This is a genomic window from uncultured Aquimarina sp., assembly GCF_947496855.1.
Classification (GTDB): domain Bacteria; phylum Bacteroidota; class Bacteroidia; order Flavobacteriales; family Flavobacteriaceae; genus Aquimarina.
Map to the genome: position 1 here is coordinate 122020 of NZ_CANMED010000007.1, position 18254 is coordinate 140273.

Consider the following 18254-nt stretch of genomic DNA (forward strand, 5'->3'; position numbering starts at 1 on the left):
GTTTTAATCCTCAAAATTAAATAAGTCTGAGTATTGATTATTTTGAGTTTTAGTTTTTACAATTGGTGCATCCAGATCCACACTATGTCGATCGTGTACCAATAAATCTTTATCGTTACCTAGAATCAGAGAAACGCCTTCATTCTCCCACTTCTCCAAAAGTTCTAATCCTTCTTCTTCGAATATTCCATTTTGCAAGTCAATAGAATCCATAAAGTTATTTGACATTTCCATAAAACGCTCCATTTCTCCTATCTTCATACTTACGTCATCCGCAATTGCTTCTAACGCCCGGTCAAACATTTCTTTCTTATCGTTATTACCAGCTATAATATTCATTGCTGATTTCATTGCAGAATGACCTGCTCTTACGGCCTTTCTTTCTTGCTCTTTAACCATTACCTGATCTTCGATATCTTCTAAAAGGATCTCAGAATTCTCATACATTTTGACTAAAACTCTATATAAGATTTCCATCTTTTTATAAAGCTCATCCAATTTCAAATTAGATTCTTTCAATCTTCCTGCTTTCCTAGATTTAAGGATCATGATTCCTTTCTTATCCCTTTCCTTTGCGGCACTAGCTAGTTTTAAATTATTGTTGATATTTTTCTTATTATCATATATAATAGTTTGCAAACGTTTCATCTGCCCTTTCAGAGAAGCAATTTGCTTATTCATCTTCTTTAGATTATTATGAAGATCATCTATATAACTTTTTAAAATACCTATTGGATCTATCTGAATAAAAATCCCGGTTAACCATCGCATAAAAGACTTATACATATAGAAAATAAGGTTTCTCATCTTAGGATCTAATACAATATAAATTAGCGCTCCTAAAACAGCCAATAAAACTCCTAAGTACAAGGTATTCTCTACTATGGTAATTAGAAAAGGAAGTACTTTGTATAATCCATACAATCCTCCAGCCCCTAAAAGCCCCATAAATAACATCCCTGTTTTACCTTCAGGTCTTTTCCAAAATGTTTTTGGTTTTAATGAGTTGTTGTCCATTTATTTTAAGTATTTCTGCATTTTTACAATATCTTCTTCAAACTGTGCTTTCAGGTGATTATAAGATACTTTAAAATCATTCTGTGTTTTATTAATCTTACTATTACTCTCTTCAACTTTAGTTTTCAAATCACCTATTTGTTGTTGATGTTTTGCAATTTCCTCAGTCAGTTTTTTAATTTGCTCAGACTTCTCTTTTATAATAGATTCAAATTGAGCAATTTCTCTTTCCCTTCCTGATACTTTACTATCAAATTGATTCTTAAAAGCTCCTATAAATTGTTCATTTTCTTTATTTAAGACACCAATATAAAAATTAGTAGTCTGTAAAAGTTTGTCCAGAGTCACACCCATTGTAGAAGCTGTAGCAAAAGCCGAGCGATATTTTGTCGCCTCATCCATTGGCATTTTCTCCAAGGCTTTAAGAGACTTCTTATATTCCAAATAATCAAATCCTTCCAGATTATTCTTCTCTATTGCTTGTAATAATTTTTCAACTATTTTAGTATCCAACGTTCCTTCTATTGAAGAAATCACTGGAATATTAGGAAGTGGCGGTGGTGTCGATGCAGTCGGTTTTTTATCTGATTTTTCCTCAGATTTTTCTACCGACTCTGAAGGCTCTTTGTTTTCTTCCTCAGAATCATCAACTATAAATAAGGACTTTAAATTTTTTAGCATGGTTAGTGATTTTAAACAAATTTAAAAAAATAAGTGTTTTAGAAGGATCTAAGATAAGTATTTCCTCTTATACCTTTATATTATAGGTATCATCTAGCATCAAAATGTTACAATTATTATAACCACAATCATTTCACCATACGATCCCAAGCAATTTTTAACCCTAGCAATAATGCTAAGAAGAACACTATTAAGTATTGAAATCTTCCTACGAAGAAGACTCCAAAAAACATTCTTTGTAAAATATAGGTAATGATAAAAGTAATCATGATCATGATAAAAAGACCTGATAACTTTCCAAAACCTGGTATTCGGGACATAGGCACTGTCTTATTGATAATAACCAAAGTAATAATCATGGATATTAATGGTACAAAATATGTTACCAAATCTAACTGAAGTAGATTTGTTTTTAGAAAGAAAAAACTGTACAATAATAAAACCAAGGCTAGTAATCCTGGTATGGTAACCGCATAAATTAAAATTCCGTAGAAATAATTAATAGGAGGTTTAAAATTTGACTGTTTTACATAAAGCAAACCTATTAAGGAACATGCTATAATTACTGCGAAATACCCTAGTATTAGATTAGGGTTCTTTCCAAACCAATTGATAAAATCTTGTACTGTCATTGTAGATAAAAGTACAAATATAGTTTTATATAATACTATATATTATTGACAGAAAAATCACCTAAAATGATTCTAAACTAGCTTTATAATCCTAAAAAACATATTCAAAATTTGGATTATGCCATTAGATTATCCAATATTTGTATAATAAATGACAAAAAATAGACTACATATTATGCCGAAACCACTGTTTAGTCAGTGTGATTACCGATGGATAGAAGTATCTGGAACCGGTAAACGGACGTTATGTACCTATTTTTGACTATTATTTTGATATGATTTAAAGATAAAAAATAGATATAGTACAAGCGTCCAAGAAATTGGACGCTTTTTTTTATTAAAAATTTTTGAAAAAATGTTTAAAAGTTAATTAGCACATAAAGAATAGTATTTGGAAAGTAAGCATCAGAGAGACAGACGATTGCAAAAAAATCCAATATCCGTTGAAAAACGGACGGAAATCCCTATGCCTAAAATCAAACATAACTATCTGATTATCAATAAAATAAAATGTAAAAACATTTGGAGATTAAAAAAAAGTTTTGATCTTTGCATCGCAATCACAACGAAACAAAATCAATAGTGATTAAATTATTACAACAATAAAAAAATTAAGAATGATGCCGAATAGTTTACAACATAGTTTAACCCGCCTCTTTAACAAACAAGGGGAATATTGTTCCGATTGGAATATACATGGTGTCTATTATATAGAAAGGAAGCGTATGCGATTATAAACCGACATACAACAACAAGATATATAAAGGCGCCCGAATAAGGCGCCTTTTTTTATTTACATAGTTCATTGACATACTGAAAACCAAAATTGACACGTAGCTTAACTGGAAAAGCACTCGACTTTTAATCGAGGTGATGTGGGTTCAAATCCCTCTGTGTCAACTTTAAGGAGAATAGGCAAATATTGGTTTGTTGCGCTTGTCTGCTAAACAAGTCTGCATAATTGCAGTGAAGGTTCAATTCCTTTGTTCTCCGCACTATTGATACTGTTAGGGTAATGGTCACTTACTAATAAGCTGTTAAATCTCAAGATGTAAGTTCAAGTCTTACTGGTATCGCAAAAGACAAGGTGGCTGAATGGCAAAGGCAACAGACTGCAAATCTGTTTTTTATGAGTTCGAATCTCATTCTTGTCTCAATGATGGAAATAGTATCAAATTTATTTTGAATGCTATGAAATCCACTTTGCAACTTAATGAGAAAGCGTAGCAATCTCATTCTTGTCTCATAAAAGGGAATTCGCTGGAGCTGGAGAGCCAGGACAGTCTGAAATGAGGAATCGAATTCAACGAATCCAAAATGAAATGACAGCCTTTGAGTTAAAAACTGTTGCGAAAGCTGAATAGGTTCGAATCCTATAACTCCCACTGAACATTCATAATTAAAAAGTATCGTAGCACAATGGCTAGTGCACCCGACTGTCTCTCGGAAGGTCGCGGGTTCGAATCCCGTCGGTACTGCTAAAAACGGAAGAGCAAGCCAATAGGTGGTGGCCGCAGTCTTGAAATAAGCTTGCGATTCAACGAATCCAAAAGGGAATAGCAAACAAGAGTTAAAACTGTTAGGAGCTAATGACTCGTGTGGGTTCGATTCCCACTTCTTCCGCTATACATCTGGGAAGATAACGGTGGTTTTGTTTACTCGCCTTGGACGCGAGAGGTCGCAGGTTCGAATCCTGCTTCTCAGACAAATTGCTCTATTAGCATAGTGGTTAGTGCATCCGGCTTTCTCCCGGAAGACAAGGGTTCGATTCCCTTATAGAGTACAATTTTAATGCAGGAATGGCGGAACGGCATACGCGCTTGACTTAGAATCAAGATACTGAGAGTTCGAATCTCTCTTCCTGTACGAATGCTCCGCTAGCCCAAAGTCAGCCGCATCTGGTTTAAGCCCGGTTCAGTCTTGGTTCGAAATGCATAGCATTCACGATTTCTTAAAACAATAGAAGTCCAAGAGGGAGCACAAGACAGGCTCATGGTGTAAACGGAAGCACCCAAGGTTACGACCCTTGAAGTATAGGTTCGACTCCTATTGAGCTTACAAACTGACCTGTGATATAACGGCAGCATCCAAGACTTTGACTCTTGGTGTAAAGGTTCGAATCCTTTCGGGTCATCAAATTAAGGTATAACTCAGTGGTAGAGTACCGCGCTTGTATCGCGGGAGTCTTGGGTTCGATTCCCAATGCCTTAGAAATTATACATATGAAAACTGTAAAGCATGACTAAATAATAGATCGTTTTATAGTATCTACTATTTATTTATTTTACCATTTCGTATTCCAAAAAATATTGCAATGCCACCAGTGAAGAACATTAACAAACTATATACAGCTGGAGCAATTGCAAAAGAGGTATTATGAAGTATTGCGATAGCTATTGATATAGCTAAAGTACCATTCTGAATCCCAGATTCTATAGCTATTGACATCGCTCCTTTATGATGAACTCGAAACAACTTGGCAGAGTAATAACCTATTCCCATTGTCAATATATTTAGCAATAAAGCAACTAATCCAGCTTCTTGTAAATAAGAAATAAAATTATCCTTTTCCTTAACCAAAATGCCAACAATAACCAATGCAAGTACTAATGCAGAAGCTATTTTTACTGGTTTAGCCATTCTTAAAGCAAAAGATTCATTGTATTTTCTAATAATCATACCTATGCCTATTGGAACAATAATGATTACTAAAATCTGTATAATAGTTTCAATTACATTCAACTGAATAGCCTGGTCCTCAGACAAAAAATAAAGCAATGAAAAATTAACTATAAATGGTATCGTTATGATTGTGATCAAACTACTAAATGCAGTAAGCGTTACCGACAAAGCAATATCTCCTTTGGCTAAATGAGAGATTAAATTAGAAGTTGCTCCACCAGGACAAGCTGCTAATATCATAATTCCTATAGCGATCTCTGGTCTTAATGGAAACAAAGAAGCAATGGCAAATCCTATAAGTGGTAAAATTATGAGCTGATTAGTTAAACCAACTAAAATAGCCTTTGGGTAAATAAGTATTCTCTTAAAATCAGCTATTACAAGAGACAACCCCATCCCTAACATAATAATGAATAAAGATGCAGCTAAAATAATTGTTGAAATATTATCCATAAACTTTGTTTTCCAATCTATAGACTAATATAAAGATTTATTTATCAATACTCTGAATACCAAACAATACAAAAACGATAAAATGGTGTCTCTAGGGTATCTGGTAAAGTATCTCACTGTGAATGGGAGGAACAGGGTTCCAAATGCATAGCATTCACGAATACCTATTTATCAAATAAAAACCTTATGAGTTAATCCCGGAGCACACCCTAAAAAGGAATAGTAACGGAGTTGCTCAACGCATCGGATTGAAGCTCCGAAGATACAGGTTCAATCCTTGTCTATTCCACTAATAATTAAATTTTAAAACTATGAAAAACAATCTATTACAAAGGTTTTTATCTAAAACTGAAGACACTGGCAGATTCATAGTTCAATCCAAAATTACTGGTATTACCTATTTCGTAGAACCGATCGATAATGGCAAACCAGATAAGCTTTGGGGTGATCTGGATCCAGCCACAAAAAAATTAACTGGTGATTATGGAAACTCTAGAAGAGGATCTGTTAAAAAAGAACAGTCACTAATTCTAGAAGAAAACGGGTTCAAAAAAATTTCCACCTTCAAAGGAAGTCCTCTGGGCGAAATTGACAGACGTGATCACGAGTATGAAATGAAATCTTGATTATGTATTAAAAAATCTATTACGGCTCCCAATTACTTCAAACACTAACGCTTCTCTCTATTTTTTACTTTCACCATAGCGATGCTATGCAGAAAGCAAGAAACTGATAGTCTTTATTTCACTTGAAAGCCTCATAACGAAGTTCTAACACATAATCCAGGTTAAATAATACATAATTATAACTATGAGTTAAAAATTAACATCATGAAAACACAACTAACAATTACCAAAGAAAAAACTAAAAACAGTTTACAACTTTTACTTTTAAAGTGGGCAACTAGTTATATTAATGGTATGACTAAAGCCTTGTATCCTGATACGGATACACCAGAAGATAAAAACGATCAAAATCGCATTTTTTATAAATAAAATAATTACTACGCAAAAATATTGCGCTAATACATTAAACATTTGCATAGTAATTAAAACAAACCCTCTTTTATAAGAGGTAAAACAAATGAGGGTTTGTAGTAGCGCCCTGTTATAATTGAAGAATGTAACAGGGCTTTCGATAAAAAATACGATTATGAAGACTAAAAAAACATCCAAAGTTATTTACATAGACCAGTTCTTAGAAAACAATAAAGAATTTTGGCAGGATCTGGAAATATACTGTGTTGCCGAATGTTGTGGGATTCATGCATTCGACTTTTCAAAAGAAAATATAGAAAAAACTATTTCCTCTTATAATTCTAAAAATATACTCTCAGATATAAATGAGGCTATTGCTTTTATTGAGGATAATTATTCAAAATTAATTAGTAGTTCAATATTGAACCATTGTGTTTCAAAAACAAATTTATTGAACTTCTTAAAAATATCAAGCAAGTCTTGTTGGGTGTTTCTGTATAGCACTATTGTATGAAGTATTGCAATTTTGTATGATCACTTCATATTCAACTTGGTTTGAAGGTTTGACTATTAACCAAATAATAGTCACAACTCTATGTGTCATGGGTTCGAATCCCATCGGGACCACTATAAAAGTAAAAAATGGTCCCGTAGCTCAGTTGGTAGAGCAATAGACTTTAGTTCATGTGGGTTCGAATCCCACTATCCTTTTGGGATATGGCGGAATTGGTAAACGCACTAGATTTCGGATCTAGCGAACAAGGTACTGAAAATGCCTTTTCTAAATTGCACGGGTTCGATTCCCGTCGAGACCACCAAAACAGGTTTCGTAGCTCAGTAGGCTAGAGCACTACACTCATAATGTAGGTTAAAAGCTAATCATCTTTTAAAACTGATAAACAAAAACAGTGATTAGCAAATCAGTTCTTATAGTACTCTTGCTATAAGAACAGTCTTAAAAGTTCTTTGAAATAATAGTAATGTTATTATCGGAAACAGTTACTTTTTTTGAATTCAGATTTTAGAATAACTATGTCTTTTTTTAGATATTCATTTTACTATTTCGATACTAAAAACTAGTTGTAGAAGATATAACACACTATTATTTCCGTGCTCAAAAGATGATTTGCTTTCACCCTTTTTATACTGAAATTATAATTGCGTAAGGGATAGAAATGGTTACCCCGCAGTATTGTCATCCTAAGATATTACACTGAGCTTGTCGAAGTGATATTGAAGATAAGGCAATACGAGGAGTAGAAATGGATAGCCCGACCTCTTTGTAGCAAAAGCAAAAAAGAGGATACGCCCAAAAATATACTTCTTTAATACTATAAATCTATACGTATTCAGAAGAAGTAGATAATACCTCCGTTACGGGATTATCATCCAATTAATGTTAAATCTGTCTGTCAAAAAGCAGACAAAAAAAATGAAAAAAATGAAACGAGTAAGAATCAATGCTGGTAAAGTAGGCTTGGTTTTCAGAAAAGGTGATTACAATCGCGTAATAACACAAGGAATCTATTGGTTAGGATTTAATGAAAGTGCTATGCAATATGATCTTTCTAAACCTTTTGCAACACCAATTGCATTAGAACTCTTACTAAAAGACAAAGAGTTGGAAGATATGCTTCATGTAATTGAGGTAAAAGATAGTGAAATTGTATTAGTCTACGAGAACGGTAACTTTAAAAGCGTATTTACTGCTGGAAGGTATACTCTCTGGAAAGGATTGTATGAATATGAATTTACCAGAATAGATCTTAGTAAGATCTATATCACCGAAAAAATAAATAAATCTCTATTCAGTAATTACGCGCTCAATAAATATGTAAGAGTTTTTGAAGTTGCGGCATATGAAAAAGCTGTATTAATCGTAGATGACATTTATGCTAAAACACTTGAAAGCGGTACTTATCGTTTCTGGAGAAATGATACAACTATCGAAATTACTAAAGCAGATCTACGTCAATTACAGCTAGAAATTGCCGGTCAGGAATTGTTGACTAAGGACAAAGCTGCTATTCGTATTAATTTTTACACACAATACAAAGTTGTAGATATCGAAAAAGCTTTGCTTGACAATAAAGAGTATGAAAAACAATTATACATCGTGATGCAATTAGCTCTTAGAGCTTTCGTAGGAAATTACAGCTTGGATGAACTTTTAGAACGTAAAGATAGTATGGCGAATATCATATTAGAGACTACTAAAGGACAAGCAATCAAGCTAGGTGTAAAAGTATTGAATTGCGGTATCAGGGATATCATCCTTACTGGTGAAATGAAAGAGATCATGAACCAGGTACTGGTAGCACAAAAGAAAGCTCAAGCTAATATCATTACCAGACGTGAGGAAACAGCATCGACCAGAAGTTTACTAAATACAGCAAAATTAATGGAAGATAATGAAATGCTTTACAAATTGAAAGAAATGGAGTATGTAGAGAAGATTGCTGATAAAATAGGTGAAATCTCTCTCTCTGGCAATGGTAATATGATTAAACAATTAAAGGATATATTCTCTGTGAATAGATAGGTGTGAAAAAAATGTGCTGATTATAATAATCAGCGCATTTTTAATAAGGTGCATTAAAGAAAATAATAACTTTTTTTTACTAAAATATAATGAAACTATTACAAAACAAAAAAGAGCGTCTCCACGCTCTTTTTCTTCACACAAATCATCTTAATTTAGGGGCTTATTCTAAAATTAAAACTCACTTTTTTTTAAATGTTTTCATCTTGGGGAGGATGAAAACGCTAACTCATTAACTCTGGTGTAAAGATACAATCTTTTTTGAATCAACCAAACTTTTTGTGCTTTTTATCCAAATAAAATGCGTTTTAACGTTATAAAATTCATTTTATAACCAAAAAGTAGTATTAATCCTACTTTTCTGTTTTCGTTTTAATCAATCAAAGCTTATAGTTTTTTTAAAAAAGTAAAATAGTACACACTAACTAAAAAGAAAAACTTTATTAGATCCTCTAACTCCAAAAAATAGAAAATAAATTTTAATCAGAAAACAACTCCGAAAGAATTATTAACATAAAATAGCGGAAAACAAAAAAGAGCGTCTCCACGCTCTTTTTCTTCACACAAATCATCTTAATTTAGGGGCTTATTCTAAAATTAAAACTCACTTTTTTTAAATGTTTTCATCTTGGGGAGGATGAAAACGCTAACTCATTAACTCTGGTGTAAAGATACAATCTTTTTTGAATCAACCAAACTTTTTGTGTTTTTAATCCAAATAAAATGCATTTTAACGTTATAAAATTCATTTTATAACCAAAAAGTAGTATTAATCCTACTTTTCTGTTTTCATTTTAATCAATCAGAGCTTATAGTTTTTTTAAAAAAGTAAAATAGTACACACTAACTAAAGAGAAAAACTTTATTAGATCCTTTGACTCCAAAAAATAGAAAATAAATTTTGATCAAAAAACAACTCTGAAAGAATTATTAACATAAAATAGCAGAAAACAAAAAAGAGCGTCTCCACGCTCTTTTTCTTCACACAAATCATCTTAATTTAGGGGCTTATTCTAAAATTAAAACTCACTTTTTTTTTAAATGTTTTCACCTTGGGGAGGATGAAAACGCTAACTCATTAACTCAGGTGTAAAGATACAATCTTTTTTGAATCAACCAAACTTTTTGTGTATTTTATCTTAATAAAACGTACTTTAACACATATAAAAAATAAATATATACAAAATTGTAGTCTTTTTCTTTCAATTAATTATTTCAAAAAATATTTCTCTCTTTAGGTAGGGTATATTCCTCCTTTTTTGTTTTAGGGTTGTAATTTTTAAAATAGAAACGAAAGACTAATGAAAAAAACAGTTTTAATTCTAGTCCTTATATTGTCATTCCGGACTACAGGATACGCACAAGAAACAAATACTAACAATGATGATAAAACAACAATAACTGATTATAAAAACAGTATTCGTTTATTGCCTTTATCAGCATTATATGGAGGCATAAACTTTGAATATGAACGTATCTTGGAAAATAACTTTTCCTTAATACTTCAAGGTTATGGAGATTTTTCCACAACAGATGTTATTGCAAATGGATCTTTGGTTGCTGAAGGAGATGTCTTTGAATATCAAATAGGGCTAGAAATTGGAGTTAGGTACTATTTCTCAAAACGTAAAAAAGCTCCAAAAGGTTGGTTTATCGGAACTGGGATTATAGGAAGATATAAAGATGTAGATTATGAAAACACGTCTATTTTTAGACGGAGAGAATATAACACCTTTATAATCGGAGCTTCTCTAAAAGGAGGTTATCAATGGGTTTTCAAATCTGGATTTACAATCGGAGCAGCTAATCGTATACAATTCACACAAGAACTTTCTGGGCCAAGGGCTTTATATTTAGACGTCTTACCAGAAATTTCTATAGGTTATTCGTGGTAATATTATTAATTTAACAAACTTATATATGACACTATGTTATCATACTAATTGAACAAAATTTTTAGAAATGTCCGAAAACATAATTAGTGTCTGCGATGAGAAAGTATATGAACAACTATATCGAGAGCACGCAGAAAAAATATGCTATTATCTCTATTATAAATATGGAGATATGGAGAAAGCACAGGATATTGTGCAGGATAGTTTTGCAAAGCTCTGGACAAACTGTGCTAAGATTATTTTTGGAGCGGCCAAGAGTTTTCTATATAAGATAGCTAATAATGCATCCATTAATGATTATAAACATCAGAAAACAGTGCTAAAATTTAAATCGACTGAACAAAAGACCTATACCAATGAGTCTCCAGAGTTTCAGATGGAAGAAAAAGAATTTATGCACAAATTAAATCTTGCCATAAGTAATCTTAAGGAAGGGCAAAGAGAAGTTTTTCTTTTAAATCGGATTGAAAAGAAAACGTATAAAGAGATTGCAGAGATGCTTGATATTTCGGTAAAAGCAGTAGAAAAAAGAATGCATCTGGCATTGATTATTTTAAGAAAAAAAATAGGCAATGTATAAAGTGGTTAAACTTTTTGTTTAACATACAGTATTAATAAAAATAATATGGACAAAGATAATTTTCTAGGAAGATGGTTGGCAGATGATATTTCTGATGAAGAAAAAAAAGAGTTCGAAAATTCGGACGATTATCTGGCTTACAAAGACATTTTGAGAAATGTTGAAAAATTCGACCGCCCCGTTTTTGATGTTGAAAAAGGTCTAAAAAGTCAAAAAGAATATAACAAAACCTTTAAGAAAGCCACCAAAAGTAAAGTAATTAAACTAAAATTCTGGTTATATACGGCTGCAGCGGCTGTTGTTATATTATTTGGACTGAGGACAGTGCTTTTTACCACAACCGAGGTGAGCACTGAAATGGCAGAAACCAAAACCTGGACACTCCCGGAAAACTCTATAGTTACTTTAAATGCGGATTCTTCTATAGAGTATGACAAAAAATCTTTTGCTGAAAACAGAATCATCTACCTCAAAGGAGAAGCTTTCTTTGACGTAGAAAAAGGGTCTAGTTTTACTGTGAAAACTAAAAATGGAGATATTACCGTACTAGGAACAGAATTTAATGTTTATGCTAGAAATGAAAACATCGAAGTACATTGTTTTGAAGGAAAGGTACAAGTAACCAACACCAAAGAAACAGTTATTCTTACTCCTGGAAAAGCTATTAAATCTAATGCTGAAGGCACATTAGATCCTAAAGAAATTAAAGAATCTAAACCTAGTTGGATGCAAGGTAAAAGTACTTTTAATCAAGTAACACTTAAGCACCTTATTGGAGAATTAGAAAGACAATATGATATTAAAATTACAACGAACCCTAATGTTGATTTAAATCGTCTATTCTCTGGTTTCTTTGTACATAACGATCTTGATAAAGCATTACAAACATGTTTTGACCCCATGGATATTAGTTATATATTTAAAAATCCTAAAAATTTAGAATTAAAAAATAAGTGACATTATTTAAACTAACTACGGTTTTAATATTCTTATGCCATATTATTGGTCACTCACAAAAAGTGGATTTGCCAATAACGACGGAAAGCCAACCTCTAACAAATATTATAAAAGCTTTTGAGAATCAACATCAATTCAATTTTTCATATGATGTTGGAGCTATCAAAAATATTTTATTGAGCCTACAAAAAGCACAGCTATCTATTGGTTCGTTACAAGAAATTTTAGAGCTTCAGACTTCTTTTACCTTACAAAAGGTAAGTGATACCGATTATATTTTGGTAAAAAACACCAAAGTAATCAATATTTGTGGTGTAGTAATCGACGCTGTTTCGAAATTCGAAATGCCTCAAGCAGATATATTCTTAAACAAGAGAACTGTTGGTCTCACCAATAATAAAGGTATTTTTAAATTACAACTTCATCCTTGGGATTCTATATCTATATCTTATTTAGGGTATAAAAACAAAACAATAAAAATTTCGGAGTTATCTGGTGCGAATTGTGATACAATTAGATTACAACCAGATATTCAGAATCTCAGTGAAGTCCTTGTAAGAGAGTATTTAACTAGTGGTATACAAAAGAACCAAGATGCTGCTGTTACCATATCCACAAAAAAACTTAGAATTCTTCCAGGCCTTGTAGAGCCCGATGTTCTGCAAAGTTTGCAATTATTACCTGGTATTAGTAGCCCGACGGAAGATCCGGCTGGGCTTTTTATCCGTGGAGGCACACCAGGTCAAAATCTAGTATTATGGGATGGAATCAAAATGTATCAAAGTGGTCATTTCTTCAATCAAATCTCGTCTTTTAACCCTTATATTACCAAAAATGTAACCGTATATCGTGGAGGAACGAGTGTACGTTATGGAGATAGAATTTCTGGGGTAGTTATTATAGAATCTGACGATGATCTTACAGAAAAAATACAAGCTGGGGGAGGTCTTAATTTTACACACGTAGACGCCTATTTAAAACTTCCTTTGTCAAAAAAAATTGGGATTATGCTTGCCGGACGTAGATCAACGACAGACATCTATCAAAACATTGCCTATAATAATCTAGTAAGAAAAGTATTTCAAAATACAAGAGCAAATATTCCGGATGCCAATGAAGGATCTACAACAGAAAGTTCCAGAGAAGATGATTTTTCTTTTTCTGATACTAATTTCAATATATTATGGAAACCAAATGATGATAATGCAATAAAATTCAGTTCTATTTTTACTGAAAACAGACTTGACAATAATAACATAATATCCATACCTATTTCTGAGAATTTAGCTTCTGTTAAAGATATTCTTAAGATAAGAAACCTAGGTTTCAGTCTAAATTGGGATAAAAAATATCATAATAATATACGCCAAAATGTAAATTTCTATTTCTCTTCCTATGATCAGCGATATAGTCTAACAAATGAACAAGAAAATTTTAATACTGTTATTCAAGAAAGTGAAATCATTAATAATACAATAAAAGATATTGGTGGTGAATACGCATTACATATTCCTATTACCAAAAAACATTCTATCGATGTTGGATATCAATTTACATATAACCAAACAGGATATGAAGTCATCAGTACCACTATGAATGATTTTAATAATTTCGATAATCGATTCACGATTAATGGAAATGGCACCAATCATACTATCTATTCAGAATACAAATATAAAACTCCTAAAACCTATATAAATCTAGGGGTTCGAGGATCGCAAGTAAGTAATACTGATTCTTTTTTTGTGGAGCCCAGAATGTTTTCCTCTTATCAATTATGGAATAATTTTACTTTAAACACCTCTGCAGAACTAAAAAATCAACAGCTCAATAATTTCCTTACAAATAATAGCCCATTTGGAGATGTTCCTGCACTACCCGTTTCTGATAATGTTTGGATACTATCTAACAATTCTTTTGAAGGTGAGGGCCTTGAGGGCACCCCTATACGTGTTATAAAAAGTATGCAATTTACTTTAGGTGCTCTATACACATACAATGGATGGAATTTTGATGTAGAAGGTTATTATAAAAAAATAACAGATGTGTCCTCATTAAGTGATTTAATACTAGACCTAGCATTACCTGATGATGATGACACCCTTATATTCTATGGAGAAGAAGAGCGAATTGGAATAGACTTCCTACTTAAAAAAAGGATTCATAATTATAGAGTCTGGGCTGGTTACTCATTAAGTAAAACTATCAGCTCTTTTCCACTAATACAAGATTCGTTCTATAATGGCAATTATGATCAACGTCACGTATTTAACCTATCCCAAACACTAAAGGTTAATCATTTCGAATTTGCTATGGGTTGGAATTATGCTACTGGAAGGCCTTTTACAAAAATTTTTAAAGATAATGATGACCTTGATGGAGTTATTACGGATCCAAAAGGAATTAACTCCAGTAGATATAAAGATTATCACCGACTAGATGTTTCTGCCATGTATCGTTTTAAACTTGATAAAGAAAAAGATTGGAATGGGATGATAGGAGTGTCTATAAGGAATTTATACAATAGAAAAAATGTAATTAGTCAAAGTTATAGAGACAACGTAGATGATGACTTTAATTTTTTCCTAGAGAGTTTTGATAATCAATCATTGCGTTTTACACCGGATCTGGTATTACGCTTTAATTTCTAACATATAAAAACATAGGAACAAAGCTGAAATAAAGTTTTGTTCCTATGTAATCATACATTAAATTCTGGTTAATACCTGTTTAAACTCACCATCTTCGTCATTAATTACTGTTGTCATCGTATTACCCGAAAAAGTAATTGTAGCTTCTATAGCTTCAGCTTGATCTCTATCTGGTGTAATTTTGTATACATTATCGCCTAAATTTTCCCAAGTTCCTTGGAAAGGGTCATCTATCATTACACAAGATCCGTTTTCCATAACGTGGGCTGTTGTAGTAAAATTTTGATCAGCTGTTACTGTTAATACATCTAACAACTCGCAGGCATCTACTGTTTCTTCTACTCCATCTTCAAATTCCTGAGTTATTTTCCAAACTCCAATAAATTTATCTTGTGTTTCCATAGGTCCTGCTCCATCATCATCGGACTTACAAGAAGTTATACAAGCTGAAATTGAAATGGCTAATAATAAAATGATTTTTTTCATGATTGCTTTTTTTATGTTTTTAAATTTTTACGATACTAAAACATACTAGCATAAAAACACCCTACTATTTTTTCAAAAAAACTATCCTTAATAAATGAAAAATAAATCAAACTACTGTTTAACAATGAGTTACACTTCTAGATATTAAAAAATATTGATTCTAGATTTCTAAATAACTAAAACCTAAGGAATGCTATCCGAAAGTGACTATACTTATTAAAAAATAACATAAGAAATTGGAATAGGAAAGCTATTAATTAGCTATCCATATTGGAATTTATTGAAAACAAAAAAGAGCGTCTCCACGCTCTTTTTCTTCACACAAATCATCTTAATTTAGGGGCTTATTCTAAAATTAAAACTCACTTTTTATAAATACTTTCATCTTTGGGGAAATGAAAGCGCTAACTCATTAACTCTGGTGTAAAGATAGCACTATTTTTCAATTTACCAAAATTTTTATGCTTTTTATCTTAATAAAACGTATTTAAACACATAAAAACTACTTAATTAATACTATATGTAAGTAAAAACTTACTTATAGTATTTTAATCAAAAAATATAGCCTCACTTGTTTCGTAACAAATGAGGCTAATACGAATTTATTTACATTTTTTAATATTTCAATAACTCGTCTATCTTTTCTTTTACTTTTTCTGTAGAAGGAATCATCGTTTGTTCTAATGTACTATTTAGAGGAATAGCCGGCATATTCTCTGAACCAATTGTCATTACCGGAGCATCTAAATAACGGAAACATTCTTCCTGAATTTTTCCTGATAACGCTCTGGCAAAAGAATTATTCGTGGGTTCTTCGGTTACTACTAAACACTTCTTAGTCTTTTTCACAGATTCCATAATAGCTTTCTCATCTAATGGATATAGTGTTCTTAAATCTATAATCTCTATAACATCATTCAGGTCTTTTGTTGCATTTAAAGCCCAATGCACTCCCATTCCATATGTTACTACAGTCATTGTCTCTTCCTCATCCTTTGGCCATATTTGTTGTACAATATTGGCTTTCCCAAAAGGTAATATATAATCTTCTGATGGTTCAATAGTTCTAGCTGCGTCAGTTCCTTTTACTTTAGACCAATACAATCCTTTATGCTCTAGAATTACTACTGGGTTAGGATCATAATACGCAGCTTTCATCAATCCTTTTAGATCAGCTCCATTACTAGGATAAGCAATTTTAATTCCTCTTATATTTGTAACAATAGATTCAACAGAAGATGAATGATAAGGACCTCCACTACCGTACGCTCCAATTGGTACTCTTAATATCATTGAAACCGGCCATTTCCCATTAGATAAATAACAAGATCTACTTACTTCTGTAAACAGTTGATTTAATCCTGGCCATATATAATCTGCAAACTGTACTTCTACAATAGGTTTTAAACCAACAGCAGACATTCCAACAGTCGATCCAACAATAAATGCTTCTTGTATTGGTGTGTTAAAAACACGCTCATCACCAAATTTTTGTGCCAATGTAGCTGCTTCTCTAAACACTCCTCCTAATCGTCCTCCAACGTCCTGACCATATAGTAAGCACTCTTTATGTTTTCGCATTAATTCTTCAACTGCAAATAACGCGCAATCTACCATTACTACCTCATCCTTATCAGAAGGAGCTCGTTCTCCTTTTTCCTCGGTAACTGGTGTTGGAGCAAAATCATGAGTAAACAAATCTTCCGGTTTAGGATCTTCAGCTTTCATCGCTTCCTGAAGATCTTTTGCTACAGTTTCTTTTGCTTCTGCTTCTATGGAATTTACCTCATCCTCATTAAAACCAGCTTCTAGCAGTTGATTTCTTAATACAGGATATGGATCTCTTGATCTTGCTTCTTCTAAATCATCACGATACCATTCCATTCTCACTCCTGATGTGTGATGATTTAGTAACGGAACTTTAGCGTGAACCAATATCGGTCTTCTTTCTTCTCTTATAACTCGAATCGCTTCTTCTACTGCTAAATAACTTTCTGTAAAATTAGCTCCGTCAATTGTAATTGCCTCTAATCCGTGAAATCCTGCTGCATACTCATAGGCATTTTGCGCTCTTGTTTCAGCTTCATTCGCAGAAATATCCCAACCGTTATCTTGTACTAAATACAATATTGGCAACTGCTTTAAAGCTGCCATCTGAAAAGCTTCTGCTATTTCCCCTTCTGTTACCGAGGCATCTCCCAATGAACATACGACAAGAGGTTTCTTGCTAAGATTCCCATCTAAACCAACCAATTCTTTATACTGCATTCCTAACGCTACACCAGTGGAAGGAATTGCCTGCATACCTGTTGCAGAGGATTGGTGTGGAATTTTAGGTTTGTCATCATCTTTAAGGCTAGGGTGGGAATAATAGGTTCTCCCTCCAGAAAAAGGATCTTCTTTTTTAGCCAACAATTGCAACATCAAATCATAGGGTCTCATTCCAATTCCTAACAACATCGAATCATCTCTATAATAAGGAAAAGCATAATCCTGAGGTAGTAATTGCATAGCTACTGCAATCTGAATAGCCTCGTGCCCTCTGGATGTTGCATGAACGTATTTTGAAACTGTCTTAAAATTTTCTTCATATAGTTCTGTCATGCTTTTAGCAGTACATAGCGTACTAAATGCCTTTTTCAGAACTTGTTTTGCTATTGTTTTTTCAGCTAACATCTCTCTTTAATTTTTGATGTACGAT

At 32.5% G+C, this 18254-nt stretch carries 15 protein-coding genes and 14 tRNA genes; 23 read left to right on the top strand and 6 right to left on the bottom strand.

The genetic code is table 11. The features are described from left to right. Positions 1 to 3 precede the first annotated feature (3 nt). From Q0921_RS20050 to Q0921_RS20060, 3 genes are all read right to left on the bottom strand, one after another. Positions 4 to 1017 (bottom strand): hypothetical protein, encoded by a 1014-nt coding sequence (locus tag Q0921_RS20050; protein WP_299260084.1) that lies wholly within the window; start codon positions 1015 to 1017, stop codon positions 4 to 6. Continuing rightward, positions 1018 to 1698 (bottom strand): hypothetical protein, encoded by a 681-nt coding sequence (locus Q0921_RS20055; protein WP_299260086.1) that lies wholly within the window; start codon positions 1696 to 1698, stop codon positions 1018 to 1020. Positions 1699 to 1826: 128 nt separating this feature from the next. Beyond that, on the bottom strand, positions 1827 to 2330 hold the full coding sequence (locus Q0921_RS20060; RefSeq protein ID WP_299260088.1) for a hypothetical protein: 504 nt from the start codon (positions 2328 to 2330) through the stop codon (positions 1827 to 1829). An 827-nt stretch (positions 2331 to 3157) separates the two neighbouring features. On the opposite strand from Q0921_RS20060, the gene Q0921_RS20065 reads away from it, so the two are divergent. The 12 genes from Q0921_RS20065 (at position 3158) to Q0921_RS20120 (ending at position 4541) form a co-directional block, all read left to right on the top strand. Beyond that, a tRNA-Lys gene (locus Q0921_RS20065) sits at positions 3158 to 3230 on the top strand. Positions 3231 to 3236: 6 nt separating this feature from the next. Beyond that, positions 3237 to 3323: transfer RNA gene (locus Q0921_RS20070), tRNA-Ser, on the top strand. An 88-nt stretch (positions 3324 to 3411) separates the two neighbouring features. Beyond that, positions 3412 to 3484 (top strand) — tRNA-Cys (locus Q0921_RS20075). A gap of 84 nt (positions 3485 to 3568) precedes the next feature. Next, positions 3569 to 3694: a hypothetical protein gene (locus Q0921_RS20080; protein WP_299260089.1), complete on the top strand. Its 126-nt coding sequence runs from the start codon at positions 3569 to 3571 to the stop codon at positions 3692 to 3694. 41 nt (positions 3695 to 3735) lie between these two features. Beyond that, positions 3736 to 3808, top strand: a tRNA-Asp gene (locus Q0921_RS20085). Positions 3809 to 3816: 8 nt separating this feature from the next. Further along, positions 3817 to 3953, top strand: a tRNA-OTHER gene (locus Q0921_RS20090). A gap of 8 nt (positions 3954 to 3961) precedes the next feature. Beyond that, positions 3962 to 4035: transfer RNA gene (locus tag Q0921_RS20095), tRNA-Pro, on the top strand. Between the two features lie 6 nt (positions 4036 to 4041). Beyond that, positions 4042 to 4113 (top strand) — tRNA-Glu (locus tag Q0921_RS20100). Between the two features lie 10 nt (positions 4114 to 4123). Next, a tRNA-Leu gene (locus Q0921_RS20105) sits at positions 4124 to 4196 on the top strand. Positions 4197 to 4316: 120 nt separating this feature from the next. Continuing rightward, positions 4317 to 4388: transfer RNA gene (locus Q0921_RS20110), tRNA-Arg, on the top strand. A 5-nt stretch (positions 4389 to 4393) separates the two neighbouring features. Beyond that, positions 4394 to 4464: transfer RNA gene (locus Q0921_RS20115), tRNA-Gln, on the top strand. A 5-nt stretch (positions 4465 to 4469) separates the two neighbouring features. Beyond that, positions 4470 to 4541, top strand: a tRNA-Thr gene (locus Q0921_RS20120). Between the two features lie 60 nt (positions 4542 to 4601). Here Q0921_RS20120 and Q0921_RS20125 read toward each other — a convergent pair. Continuing rightward, positions 4602 to 5465, bottom strand: coding sequence for a bile acid:sodium symporter family protein (locus Q0921_RS20125; RefSeq protein ID WP_299260091.1), 864 nt, complete (start codon positions 5463 to 5465; stop codon positions 4602 to 4604). 216 nt (positions 5466 to 5681) lie between these two features. Here Q0921_RS20125 and Q0921_RS20130 point away from each other — a divergent pair. The 11 genes from Q0921_RS20130 to Q0921_RS20180 all read left to right on the top strand — a co-directional run bounded on the left by Q0921_RS20130 (position 5682) and on the right by Q0921_RS20180 (position 15067). Then, a tRNA-Phe gene (locus Q0921_RS20130) sits at positions 5682 to 5754 on the top strand. 22 nt (positions 5755 to 5776) lie between these two features. Continuing rightward, entirely contained in the window at positions 5777 to 6091 is a 315-nt protein-coding gene (locus Q0921_RS20135) for a hypothetical protein (protein ID WP_299260093.1), read from the top strand. A 204-nt stretch (positions 6092 to 6295) separates the two neighbouring features. After that, the gene (locus Q0921_RS20140) at positions 6296 to 6460 is read left to right on the top strand and encodes a hypothetical protein (protein ID WP_299260095.1); all 165 of its coding nucleotides are present in this window, start codon (positions 6296 to 6298) and stop codon (positions 6458 to 6460) included. Between the two features lie 157 nt (positions 6461 to 6617). Beyond that, on the top strand, positions 6618 to 6956 hold the full coding sequence (locus Q0921_RS20145; protein WP_299260096.1) for a DUF6331 family protein: 339 nt from the start codon (positions 6618 to 6620) through the stop codon (positions 6954 to 6956). A 22-nt stretch (positions 6957 to 6978) separates the two neighbouring features. Beyond that, a tRNA-Asn gene (locus Q0921_RS20150) sits at positions 6979 to 7069 on the top strand. A gap of 92 nt (positions 7070 to 7161) precedes the next feature. Beyond that, positions 7162 to 7260 (top strand) — tRNA-Arg (locus Q0921_RS20155). A 623-nt stretch (positions 7261 to 7883) separates the two neighbouring features. After that, a complete protein-coding gene (locus tag Q0921_RS20160; RefSeq protein ID WP_299260097.1) occupies positions 7884 to 8984 on the top strand; it encodes a slipin family protein in 1101 nt (366 codons plus the stop codon). A 1301-nt stretch (positions 8985 to 10285) separates the two neighbouring features. After that, positions 10286 to 10879 (top strand): DUF3575 domain-containing protein, encoded by a 594-nt coding sequence (locus Q0921_RS20165; RefSeq protein WP_299260098.1) that lies wholly within the window; start codon positions 10286 to 10288, stop codon positions 10877 to 10879. A 67-nt stretch (positions 10880 to 10946) separates the two neighbouring features. Further along, positions 10947 to 11459, top strand: coding sequence for a sigma-70 family RNA polymerase sigma factor (locus tag Q0921_RS20170; protein ID WP_299260099.1), 513 nt, complete (start codon positions 10947 to 10949; stop codon positions 11457 to 11459). 45 nt (positions 11460 to 11504) lie between these two features. After that, entirely contained in the window at positions 11505 to 12416 is a 912-nt protein-coding gene (locus Q0921_RS20175) for a FecR family protein (RefSeq protein WP_299260100.1), read from the top strand. After that, positions 12413 to 15067, top strand: a complete 2655-nt coding sequence (locus Q0921_RS20180) for a TonB-dependent receptor plug domain-containing protein (protein ID WP_299260102.1) — start codon at positions 12413 to 12415, stop codon at positions 15065 to 15067. Before Q0921_RS20175 ends, Q0921_RS20180 begins: the two co-directional genes overlap by 4 nt. 57 nt (positions 15068 to 15124) lie before the next feature. Here Q0921_RS20180 and Q0921_RS20185 read toward each other — a convergent pair whose 3' ends face one another. Both Q0921_RS20185 and Q0921_RS20190 read right to left on the bottom strand, forming a co-directional pair. After that, on the bottom strand, positions 15125 to 15553 hold the full coding sequence (locus Q0921_RS20185) for a lipocalin family protein (protein WP_299260103.1): 429 nt from the start codon (positions 15551 to 15553) through the stop codon (positions 15125 to 15127). Between the two features lie 615 nt (positions 15554 to 16168). Beyond that, positions 16169 to 18229, bottom strand: a complete 2061-nt coding sequence (locus Q0921_RS20190; protein ID WP_299260104.1) for a thiamine pyrophosphate-dependent enzyme — start codon at positions 18227 to 18229, stop codon at positions 16169 to 16171. Positions 18230 to 18254 lie beyond the last annotated feature (25 nt).

Excerpts from the sequence above, each read along its gene's own strand:
- Q0921_RS20050 (WP_299260084.1), bottom strand. The coding sequence starts at position 1,017 with ATGGACAACAACTCATTAAAACCAAAAACATTTTGGAAAAGACCTGAA.
- Q0921_RS20185 (WP_299260103.1), bottom strand. The coding sequence starts at position 15,553 with ATGAAAAAAATCATTTTATTATTAGCCATTTCAATTTCAGCTTGTATA.
- Q0921_RS20055 (WP_299260086.1), bottom strand. The coding sequence starts at position 1,698 with ATGCTAAAAAATTTAAAGTCCTTATTTATAGTTGATGATTCTGAGGAA.
- Q0921_RS20190 (WP_299260104.1), bottom strand. The coding sequence starts at position 18,229 with ATGTTAGCTGAAAAAACAATAGCAAAACAAGTTCTGAAAAAGGCATTT.
- Q0921_RS20060 (WP_299260088.1), bottom strand. The coding sequence starts at position 2,330 with ATGACAGTACAAGATTTTATCAATTGGTTTGGAAAGAACCCTAATCTA.
- Q0921_RS20165 (WP_299260098.1), top strand. The coding sequence starts at position 10,286 with ATGAAAAAAACAGTTTTAATTCTAGTCCTTATATTGTCATTCCGGACT.
- Q0921_RS20160 (WP_299260097.1), top strand. The coding sequence starts at position 7,884 with ATGAAACGAGTAAGAATCAATGCTGGTAAAGTAGGCTTGGTTTTCAGA.
- Q0921_RS20170 (WP_299260099.1), top strand. The coding sequence starts at position 10,947 with ATGTCCGAAAACATAATTAGTGTCTGCGATGAGAAAGTATATGAACAA.
- Q0921_RS20135 (WP_299260093.1), top strand. The coding sequence starts at position 5,777 with ATGAAAAACAATCTATTACAAAGGTTTTTATCTAAAACTGAAGACACT.
- Q0921_RS20140 (WP_299260095.1), top strand. The coding sequence starts at position 6,296 with ATGAAAACACAACTAACAATTACCAAAGAAAAAACTAAAAACAGTTTA.
- Q0921_RS20175 (WP_299260100.1), top strand. The coding sequence starts at position 11,505 with ATGGACAAAGATAATTTTCTAGGAAGATGGTTGGCAGATGATATTTCT.
- Q0921_RS20125 (WP_299260091.1), bottom strand. The coding sequence starts at position 5,465 with ATGGATAATATTTCAACAATTATTTTAGCTGCATCTTTATTCATTATT.
- Q0921_RS20145 (WP_299260096.1), top strand. The coding sequence starts at position 6,618 with ATGAAGACTAAAAAAACATCCAAAGTTATTTACATAGACCAGTTCTTA.